The sequence below is a fragment of the Bacteroidota bacterium genome (genome assembly GCA_018831055.1).
In the GTDB taxonomy this organism is placed as follows: Bacteria; Bacteroidota; Bacteroidia; order Bacteroidales; family B18-G4; genus M55B132.
Window position 1 is genome coordinate 1 of record JAHJRE010000033.1, and the last position, 10,417, is coordinate 10,417.

Below are 10,417 nucleotides of genomic sequence, written 5' to 3' on the forward strand. Positions count from 1 at the left end.
CAAAAGGAAAGCGGAAGTATATTTTGAAAGTAAAGCGCATCCTGTAAGTATTCCTGCGGCAATCATCCAGTATGCGGAAACCCTGTTTTCCTGGAATTTAAATGCCTTAACAAAAAACAGCAGGGCCAAAAGCCAGAAAAGTATTTGCGGTGTATCGGGCAAGATGAATGTGCCCGCGACGACGAACCCATACAGGGATGAAGTATATAAAAAAGCGCTGATAAGTCCAGCACGCCGGCTGAACATCTCCCGGCCTATCCTGTAAACAAGATAGGTATTCAGCGTCCCGGCCAGAATGGATGCGAGCCTGAGAAAGAACTCTTCCTGGAATAAAAGATTGAAGGAGAAGATGCGGATGAACCAGCCCACCATGGGTGGATGATCGAAATGACTCCAATCGGGATAAAGCGCGTAAGTCCAATAGTAAACCTCATCATTGCCCAGCTCGATATACGCGGCAATAAACGCCCTGATGGCAAACGAAGCGAGGAGCAATCCTGCCAGTATCCAATTATATCGTTTTTCCGGCATCCACTTTTTTTCTAAATCTCCGGCGGAGCAAAATTATATTCAGGATAATGAAGATCAGTGTTGAGAATCCAAGGACCCGCAGCACCCAGGTACGGAAATAGTCAATGCGTATTGTTTCCTGTTTCCATGGATCAACACCGTCGTAACGGAAAACGGGATTCAGCATCAGCACCAACCCGGAGGGGTAGCTGATTTCCGTCCTGACATAAGTATCTTCCGGTTGAACGGCATATTTGGCACTTTCTGCACCCGGCACTTCGGCCAATACTTTCCCATCCTGTCCGATAAAGCGGATGAAGGAAGCCGTCTGAATGACGCCAACCTGCAAAGTATCGTTATAAAGCCTTGCATGGGTAATCACAGGAATGTGAGCTGCTTTTTCCCTTTTAGTCTCCATGGATTCTCCGGTAGGCCTGTAGATATCCGCGCCATAGGCCCGGCCGGCCCTGAGGGCTGCAATGATGCTGTCACCGTTCAGTGAAGGTGAATAAATATACGTACAACGGAAACCAACCTCATCGGGGTTAAAAATATCGTGCACATCATCGTTGCCCAGGATGGTTACCGGTTTTCCGGCGGATAATGCTGCATCCCAGTGCTCCGTCGAAACCCGCATATAATTGAGCACTTCGATCCCGGTATATCCTGTGAGGTATTTCATATCCGAAGGTTTGTATCCACCTCTGAGTTTCGGGTGTGCGATGTAAACCAGGTCTCCCTTGTCCCTGAGCATTTCCAGGATGTGTTGTTTCTGATGAATGGTCTGATACAGCGGATAATCCCTCCACAACACCTGTCGCGCACCAATAACAACCTGATGGTTTTTAAATACACCGTAACCGTGCTCATAAACAGGGATATAAGTATCCTTCCCGGCGCCGTAATCATTGACCTTCTGGTAATCGGAGATAGCAATAACATCGTAATAAAGGCTGCGGTAAATACTATCGATGGTTTCGTTGGTGTTATAACGGCCGCTTGTGATTCCGAGCCATGCGCGCGACTGGGCCTGGAAGTTGGACTTCCTCCAGTGAAGGCTGTCGGTGCCTTCATAAGGATTGAACCAATGCTCCCCGCTAAAGGGTTTGGGTTCGGGGAAGATATAAACAGGGCAGGTGATATACTGAACCGCAATAATCAGGAAAACGGCCAGGAAAACCCATCCCAGAAAAATCGCAGGCCACTTGAGTGAGAGGATTATTGATTTCATACGCGGCAAAGATATCGCATTTTATCCCAAAGCATCCGGATTTTAACATTATGAGAACGTTTATTTGAAAGCTTCGAACAAATTTTATTTTGATTATGAGTATTATAAGTTATACTTCAGTGCCTTGGTATAACTTATAATACCCACCCCCTGGCCCCCTCCCTGCCAACAGGGAGGGGGGACGTACTAATCAAAATTTTTACGAAACAAATATTAACTTTACTATAAAAATTGCTTTGCAATAATATTTAACTATTTCGAAAACCTTTCTTTTTGTTTGATTGCAAAAATTTTCACAGAGTTGAATCAGAGCGCCCCCCTCCCTGCCAGCAGGGAGGGGTCGGGGGTGGGTACTTTGAAATGAAGTGGGTACTCCGAAATGAAATGAATACTTAAAAATAGCCTCCTGTATTTCCTGACTTTTAAGGAATTCCAGGGGTACAAATTAGACATTAAGTGCCCAATATTTTAGACATCTTTTTAAGGGAATTTGAAGTAATGCAAAACTTTAGTAAATATTTTATACTTTTGGCCTGTTGACCGGATAATGATTTTCTATGTCGGAAGAAAAACTGTATGACCTTTCCACGGTAAAAGAGTTTGTGGGTGATGACCCTGAACAGATTGCCGGCCTGGTGATGATTTTCCTGGAAGATGTGCCGGATATGCTGGAGAAGCTTAACGACAGCCATAGTAAAGGGGATTTCGACCAGGTAAAGTTTTTTGCTCACAAATTAAAATCATCCATCGATCTTTTCAAGGTTGATGCGATCACATCTGTAATCCGGGAACTGGAGGAAAACTCCAAGAGCCGCACAAACACGGAAGCCATTCCTGTTTTATTGGGTAAAGTCAATCAATCGTTAGACAGCACTCTCCAACAACTCAGGGAAGATTACAACCTCTGATCACCCGTTTGTTTCTTACAAAGGGATATTCCCATGTTTTCTGGGGGGATGGGATTTGCTCTTGTTTTGTGTCATTTCCAGTGCCTGGATAAGTTTGAACCGGGTTTGACGGGGATAGATGATCTCGTCGACGTATCCCAGTTCAGCGGCTTTGTAAGGGCTGGCAAAGGTTTTCTTATAATCTTCCACAGCTTTTTTCTTATCCTCGGCCGAGAGTTTATCTCTGAAAATGATATTAACGGCGCCTTCGGGGCCCATGACGGCAATTTCCGCGGTAGGGTATGCAAAATTAACATCGGCCCCGATATGCTTGCTAGACATCACGTCATAAGCGCCGCCGTATGCTTTTCGGGTGATCAGGGTGATCTTTGGGACGGTAGCTTCTGAAAAGGCGTATAGCAGCTTGGCCCCATGTTTGATGATGCCTCCGAATTCCTGGTTGGTACCGGGCAGGAAACCGGGCACATCGACGAAGGTGATCAGCGGAATATTGAAAGCATCGCAGAAGCGGACAAAGCGGGCGCCCTTCAGGGAAGAGTTGATATCGAGAACGCCGGCAAGGTGGGCAGGCTGGTTGGCCACTATACCAACAGGACGGCCGTCGAGCCTTGCAAAGCCAACGATGATATTCTCCGCATAATGAGGTTGCACTTCGAAGAAGTTTTTGTTATCAACGACCCGGCAGATGATGTCCCGCATATCATAGGGTTTGTTCGGGTCATCAGGAACTATGGTCTGGAGGGATTCATCTTCCCGTTTGATGTCATCGGAACAGGGTTTAACCGGAGGATCTTCCATATTGTTTGAAGGCAGGTAACCCATGAGTTCCCTGACCATCATCAGCACCATCTCATCCGATTCACCCATAAAATGGGCCACGCCGCTTTTGGCGTTATGAGTAAGGGCCCCACCCAGCTCATCTTTCGTAACCTCTTCATGGGTAACGGTTTTGATCACATCGGGGCCGGTAACGAACATGTAACTTGACTCCTTCACCATGAAAATGAAGTCGGTGATGGCCGGAGAATAAACGGCGCCTCCCGCGCAGGGTCCCATGATAGCTGAAATCTGCGGTATGACGCCGGAGCTGATCGTGTTCCGGTAAAAGATGTCTGCATAGCCACCGAGACTTTCAACACCTTCCTGGATACGTGCCCCGCCGGAGTCGTTCAGACCTATCACCGGAGCCCCCATCTTCAGGGCAAGATCCATGATCTTGACGATCTTGGCGGCGTTCGCACCACTCAGGGTACCGCCGAAAACCGTGAAATCCTGGGCAAAGATATACATAAGACGGCCGTCGATCTTACCGTAACCGCAAACAACACCATCGCCCAGTGTCCTGTTTTTCTCCATCCCGAAATCGGTGCAACGGTGGGTGACAAACTTGTCGATTTCCACAAAACTACCCGGGTCCAGCAGAATCTCGATCCTCTCCCGTGCAGTTTTTCTGCCTGCGTTGTGCTGACGCTCTATCCTTTCAATTCCACCACCCAGCTCCGCCAGCCGGTTACGCTCCTCAAAAGCATTGAATTTTTCCTGAAGTGACATGTAAATGATATTTAATAAAAAATAATATGAGCATCGGGAAACATTAACAAAAAGTTACAGGTTACAGGTTGCAAGCTGCAAGCGAAAGCGACAACTCATCACTCAGAACCCACACCCAGACTACCTGCAGCCTGAAACCTGCAGCCTGCAACCATGAAACAAGTAACCTGATATTAATCATTCCCGATACTCATTAAAAATAATCAACTTTATTCAATGACCATCAGAGGCTGATGCGCGTTAATGGTCTGTCCTTCCTTCACCTTGATCTCCTTGATGATCCTGTCTTTCTTCACTTTATACTCGCTTTCCATCTTCATGGCCGAAACGATGATCACCGTATCGCCGGCTTTAACCTGATCACCTTCTTTCACCAGTATCTTTACAACCTTCCCGGGCATGGGCGATGATATCACGGTTTCTTCCAAAGTATCATCCTTCTTCCTGCTCATCTGGTATTTGCTTTCGGAATCAATGATCTCAACATCATACGACTTCGAATAAGTGTTCACATAGTATTTCTTGCTATCCACCTCAATCAGTTCAATATTGTGCGATTTATTACCGATGATGAGTGAATATACTCCGTCTTCCACCATCTCCACATCGGCTTCATATCTTTTACCATCGATGGAAAGCACGATTTTGCTGCCATCTCTGGCAAGCAGTTCAACCTGTGCATTCCTGTCATTGATCTTTATTTCCATATAAACACGGTTTAGGTTTTCCCGGGAAAGTCAATTAAATTCTCATGAAGCCCATTCTCCGGCCACAGCTCTTCCAGTTACTTTTTCCATTTTTCGAGAAGGCTCGGGTTTCCATGCTTTCAATTTTGTTGGTATAATCGACGAAAGCGGCGATGATGGCAACGTCCTCCACATTACGATCCTGTTTTTCAGGAAACATCAGGAAGTCCTTATTTTTTTCGACAAAATGGGTATTGTATTTACCTTCCCTGAAATCGGGGCAATCCATGATCCTTTCCAGGAAGCGGATGTTGGTTTTCACGCCGGTTATCTTGTATGCATAAAGAGCGCGTTTCATACGGGCTATGGCTTCCTCCCTGGTCCGGGCCCAGACGATGAGTTTCGACATCATGGGGTCGTAATATATAGGGATCTCATAACCTTCATAAACATATCCATCGTGACGGACACCGAGGCCGAGGGGTTCGGTAATGTGCCTGATAATACCCGGGCTGGGCATGAAGTTATTATCGGGATCTTCGGCATAAATCCTGCATTCGATGGCATGGCCGAACTGGCTAAGGCTCTCCTGGCGTATGCTCAATCTTTCGCCGGAAGCAACCCTGATCTGTTCTTTGACGAGGTCGACACCGGTGACCCGCTCCGTGATGGGATGTTCCACCTGCAGGCGGGTATTCATTTCCAGGAAATAATAGTTCAGGTTGTCGTCGACAATGAACTCAATGGTGCCGGCTCCTGAATAATTGACCGCTTTGGCAGCGGCTACAGCAAACCTGCCCATCTCTTCCCGTATCTGCGGGGTCATGATGGGGGAAGGAGTTTCCTCCACAACCTTTTGATGTCGTCGTTGCACCGAACACTCGCGTTCAAAAAGGTGGATCACGTTACCGTGATTATCTCCCATCACCTGAAACTCAATATGATGTGGTGATTCGATATACTTTTCTATATAAACAGAATCATCGCCGAAGGCTTCCCGTGCTTCCGAGCGGGCGCTACGGACGGCAGCCGGCACATCCTCTTCCTTCATCACCAAGCGCATTCCTTTACCACCACCGCCTGCCGAGGCCTTCACCATTAGCGGGCAGCCTATTTCCCTGGCCTTTTCCACTGCAGCTTTTTCACTGCTTATCTTTTCCGTTCCGGGAACTACCGGCACACCTGCCGCCGTCATAGTCTTCCTGGCAGTGATCTTATCACCCATGGTACGAATGGCTTGTGCCGAAGGACCAATAAAGATGATACCTTCTTTCCGGCAACGTTCGGCAAATCCGGCATTCTCACTAAGGAAACCATATCCGGGGTGAATGGCATCAGCCCCCGACCTCTTGGCCGCATCAATGATCTTGTCTATCTTCAGGTAACTCTCGGAGGAAGGTGAAGGCCCGATGAAGTATGCTTCATCAGCATAACGAACATGCATGGCCTTACGGTCGGCTTCTGAATATACCGCCACGGAAGTGATCCCCATCTCCCTGCACGAACGCATCACCCTCACGGCTATCTCTCCCCTGTTGGCAACCAGGACTTTCTTTATCATAGAACCCAGATTAGTTGAATTATATGCACAATATTCAAACCGGTTAAACCCTTTAGTTTTATGTTAACAATCAGGAACGAAAAAAGGTCAATCCGTTTGCAACCGAAAGGTAAAGATAATCCATTTTTTTTAATCCGAATCATATCCTGAAATGCACATATGTTAAATAAATCTCAAAATCAGGTAGAACAAAGTTTTATGAGGATCGGGAAACATGAACACAAAGTTACAGGCGACAGGTTGCAAGCGACAACTCATCACTCATCACCCACATCCACACTACCTGCAGCCTGTAACCTGCAGCCTGCAACCATAGAGCAGGTATCTTGATATTAATCATTCCCGATACTCATTTAAAGTTTAATGATGATTTTTATGAATATCATAAAAAAAGTATTTTATTTATTATCTTAGGGCACTTTCCGGAAACAGAGATTTCTGTCCGGAAACCTGAAGAGAGAGCATGCATTAACAATAACCGTTATGACCAACAAATATCTATTGATTGTTTTTTTATTTATTTTTCTTTCCGCAGTAAAAGGCCAGGACCCGGTTGATAGCCTCTGGTCATTGTTTGAACAGGAACAAAATGATACAGCCAGGATCAAAAGACTGCTGGATATAGCGTATTCCTTATCCAGGACTCAGCCGGATTCAAGTCTTGCATTAATTGACTCATGCTCCCGTTGGTCGGAAAGAAACAGTTTTATCAATGGAACAGTCAGAGCATTAAATCTGAAAGGAGTATGTTACTGGAACATGCGCCAGCTGGAAGAAGCGGAAACAGAATATAAAAAGGCCCTGCAGTTGTGCCGTAAGTACAATCTGACTGAACGGCGCAGGTCCATCACGAATAACATGGGTATACTATACCATCAGTTGGGGCAAACCGAACTGGAAGGAAAATATCTCGACACAGCCCTCACACTATGCCGGCAAGCCGGAGACTCGGCTTCCATGGCTAAAGTCATGTACGACCTTGGAAACTTCAATAGCCGAATCGGAAAGTATGCCGAAGGGTTGGAATATCTTCTCCTGGCAAAAAGAATGGCTGAAAACCTCGCTCTCAACAAGCTAATAGTCTACATACACGCCGGAATTGGTTCCTTATTCTCAACCTTCGGCAATGCAGACAAAGCGCTGGAGTACTATAATCAAGCGGTAAAACTTGATCTTGCAAACGAAGAAGTGGATATCCTGACCAATATTTATAATAACCTGACTTTCCTGTATACCCAGTCGAAGGTTAATGCCGACTCCGCGATCAAGTATAGTTTTCTGACCCTTGAAAATGCCAGATCATTTGAACTGCCTTATTACACATTGGCAGTGAATATAAATATGGGTTCATTGTATTACAAACAAAAAGAGTACAGGAAAGCCATGGTATATTTCCGGAAAGCAGAGAAATCCCCACTAATCAAAGATTTACTTTATGAAAGTGCGGCTACTCTGACCAATATCGGAATCACCATGATCAAACTGGATAAAACCGATTCTGCCCGGTACTACCTTGACAGGGGGATGGAGATATCGAAGCAGATAGAAGCCCTGGATTTTCAAAAACTGGCATATTATTCATATTATCAGTTGGACTCCATAAAAGGCAAGTATTTATCGGCATCCGAAAATTTCCGTAAAATGGTGCAACTTCATGACAGCATACAGGGATTAAAAGCCCGAAACAGGATAACGGAGCTTCAGATTATGTATGGACTGGAGAACAAGGAAAAGGAAAACCAGCAGCTTGCAACCCAGAATGAACTGAAGGAAAAGATCATCCGTGACCAGAAGTATCTCCTGTCCCTGATCATCGCGGGACTGGTAATAGTCGCGGCCCTGTTGATAATAGTGATCATTTATTCCCGTAAGCTCAGGAAAATGAACCAGGAACTCCGGTTAAAAAACGATAAAATTGTAAGACAGACCGGGGAGATCCAGGAAAAGAACCGGGAGCTAACCAGGCAAAAAAATGATCTCCAGGAACTTAACGCAGAAAAGGATAAGTTCTTTTCCATTGTATCGCATGACCTCAGAAATCCCTTCCAAAGCATGAAAGGCCTGCTGGAAATCCTTCACGGGAATTATAAAGAAATGGATGACGCATCCAGGCAGAGGATCCTGCAGACACTTTTAACAAGCTCCCATAATACATATGAGTTGCTTGACAATCTGCTCATGTGGGCCCGTGCAAGTCAGGGAAAGCTTAGCAGCCAGCCTGAAGAGATCAAGGTAGAGAGCCTGATTACCGCCGTTTCCGATCTTGTCCGCACCTCCGTTGAAAACAAGGAGCAGACTCTGCTTACTGAAGGAGAAAGCAGTCTGACCATACGCACCGATCCGCAACTTGTGAGGATCATCCTGCTGAATCTCCTTACCAACGCGGTAAAGTTTACCCCGCGTGAGGGAAAGATCATCCTGAGTACGAAAAGGGAAGGCGGAAAACTGATTTTTTGCATCACCGACAATGGCATTGGCATACCCCAGGAAAAACAAAGCGAACTATTCCGGGCCGGATCGGAATTCCGGCGCAGCGGCACGGAAAAAGAACCCGGTACCGGCCTTGGATTGATCATGTGCCGTGAACTGGCACATATCCTCGGAGGTATGATCACACTGGAAAGTAAGGAAAATGAGGGAAGTAAGTTCTGTTTGGTGTTGAATGAATGAGGTTACTGCGTAATCGGATGCCTTTTTAGCAAGGTGGAGATTCATAGAGTAACTTCTCTGGGTAACTCAATGACTCTTAGTTCCTGTGGTTAAAAAATTATTATTTGATTAGACAATGTTTGTTTTGTATTTTTGCAGATACACTGTTTTTTAGTACTAAATGATACAATTATGTGGTTCGGAGAACGGCATTGTAAATCGTATCCAGAGTATTCAAAAACTTAGCGAAGAAGATAAAGGGCATATATTTGCCCTGATGAATGCATTTATTTTAAAATGCAATATTCAAAGTAATTTAGCTGTTTAACCAATTATTAAAAGTATAATGAACATACAAGCTGAGAAAGCGGTAATCATAGAGCAGTTCAAACAGATAAACGATGTAAACCTGATTCATGCCATCAAGAACATGCTCGATTACGCTTTGAAAAAAGAACAGGAAAACCTTGAAGTTCCTGAAGCCCACCAAAAACTGGTAATGGAACGTTTTGACAAGGTACGCAAAGATCCCGACAGGCTTTTGGATTGGGACGAAGCAAAAAAAACACTCAAAGCCTGATGAAAAAATACAAAATCAAAGTTGAATCTGAAGCACTTGCCGATATTCAAGAAATTACCGATTGGTACAATGAAGCACAGGCCGGACTTGGTAAGAGGTTTCAGAAAACGGCGATCAAGTATATTAACTCACTAAATAAAGACCCTCAGATTTACGCTATTCGTTACAACGAAATTCGTTGTGTTTTGTTTAGGAAATTCCCGTACATGGCTCATTTCTATATTAACGATGAAAACAACACTGTTGAAGTTTTAGCTGTGATCAGCACCGACCGTAATCCTAAGATCTGGCAGGAAAAAACAAGTAAGCAATAAAAAAGCCACGAATGCCCCGATCATTCGGGGAATGAAAAAAATTTTAACTTCACGCTTATTGGTGAAGTGAAATATTCTTTCTTTCATCTTTATTCGTGCATTCGTGGCATTTATTAGTTATTTATTTGTGGAATTAAAGTTTAAAATCGCCACGAATGCACGAATGAATAAAATTTTAACTTCACGCTTATTGGTGAAATGAAATATTCGTTTTTCATCTTTATTCGTGCATTCGTGGCATTTTTTAGTTATTTATTCGTGGAATTAAAGTTTAAAATCGCCACGAATGCACGAATGAATAAAATTTTAACTTCAAGCTTATTGGTGAAGTGAAATATTCTTTCTTTCATCTTTATTCGTGCATTCGTGGCATTTATTAGTTATTTATTTGTGGAATTAAAGTTTAAAATCGCCACGAATGCACGAA

General features: G+C 44.6%; 9 protein-coding genes. 4 read left to right on the forward strand and 5 right to left on the reverse strand.

What is annotated here, in order from left to right; translation table 11 throughout:
* Both KKA81_02235 and KKA81_02240 read right to left on the reverse strand, forming a co-directional pair.
* The coding region (locus tag KKA81_02235) for a glycosyltransferase family 39 protein (GenBank protein MBU2649729.1) at positions 1–531 on the reverse strand (531 nt) is incomplete at its 3' end.
* Entirely contained in the window at positions 512–1,741 is a 1,230-nt protein-coding gene (locus tag KKA81_02240; GenBank protein MBU2649730.1) for a hypothetical protein, read from the reverse strand. The genes KKA81_02240 and KKA81_02235, both read right to left, overlap by 20 nt.
* A 557-nt stretch (positions 1,742–2,298) precedes the next feature.
* Here KKA81_02240 and KKA81_02245 point away from each other — a divergent pair.
* Positions 2,299–2,649, forward strand: coding sequence for an Hpt domain-containing protein (locus KKA81_02245; GenBank protein ID MBU2649731.1), 351 nt, complete (start codon positions 2,299–2,301; stop codon positions 2,647–2,649).
* Between the two features lie 15 nt (positions 2,650–2,664).
* Here KKA81_02245 and KKA81_02250 read toward each other — a convergent pair whose 3' ends face one another.
* The 3 genes from KKA81_02250 to accC all read right to left on the reverse strand — a co-directional run bounded on the left by KKA81_02250 (position 2,665) and on the right by accC (position 6,447).
* Positions 2,665–4,200 carry a methylmalonyl-CoA carboxyltransferase gene (locus tag KKA81_02250; protein MBU2649732.1) on the reverse strand — a complete coding sequence of 512 codons (1,536 nt, stop codon included), beginning with the start codon at positions 4,198–4,200 and terminating at the stop codon, positions 2,665–2,667.
* A 209-nt stretch (positions 4,201–4,409) separates the two neighbouring features.
* The gene (locus tag KKA81_02255) at positions 4,410–4,907 is read right to left on the reverse strand and encodes a biotin/lipoyl-binding protein (protein MBU2649733.1); all 498 of its coding nucleotides are present in this window, start codon (positions 4,905–4,907) and stop codon (positions 4,410–4,412) included.
* Between the two features lie 34 nt (positions 4,908–4,941).
* On the reverse strand, positions 4,942–6,447 hold the full coding sequence (accC, locus tag KKA81_02260; protein MBU2649734.1) for an acetyl-CoA carboxylase biotin carboxylase subunit: 1,506 nt from the start codon (positions 6,445–6,447) through the stop codon (positions 4,942–4,944).
* A gap of 483 nt (positions 6,448–6,930) precedes the next feature.
* Between accC and KKA81_02265 the strand changes: the two genes are divergently transcribed.
* The 3 genes from KKA81_02265 to KKA81_02275 all read left to right on the forward strand — a co-directional run bounded on the left by KKA81_02265 (position 6,931) and on the right by KKA81_02275 (position 9,990).
* Positions 6,931–9,117: a tetratricopeptide repeat protein gene (locus KKA81_02265; protein ID MBU2649735.1), complete on the forward strand. Its 2,187-nt coding sequence runs from the start codon at positions 6,931–6,933 to the stop codon at positions 9,115–9,117.
* Positions 9,118–9,442: 325 nt separating this feature from the next.
* Complete coding sequence (locus KKA81_02270; protein MBU2649736.1) at positions 9,443–9,676, forward strand: hypothetical protein; 234 nt, start codon at positions 9,443–9,445, stop codon at positions 9,674–9,676.
* Positions 9,676–9,990: a type II toxin-antitoxin system RelE/ParE family toxin gene (locus KKA81_02275; protein ID MBU2649737.1), complete on the forward strand. Its 315-nt coding sequence runs from the start codon at positions 9,676–9,678 to the stop codon at positions 9,988–9,990. Before KKA81_02270 ends, KKA81_02275 begins: the two co-directional genes overlap by 1 nt.
* Positions 9,991–10,417: the final 427 nt, after the last annotated feature.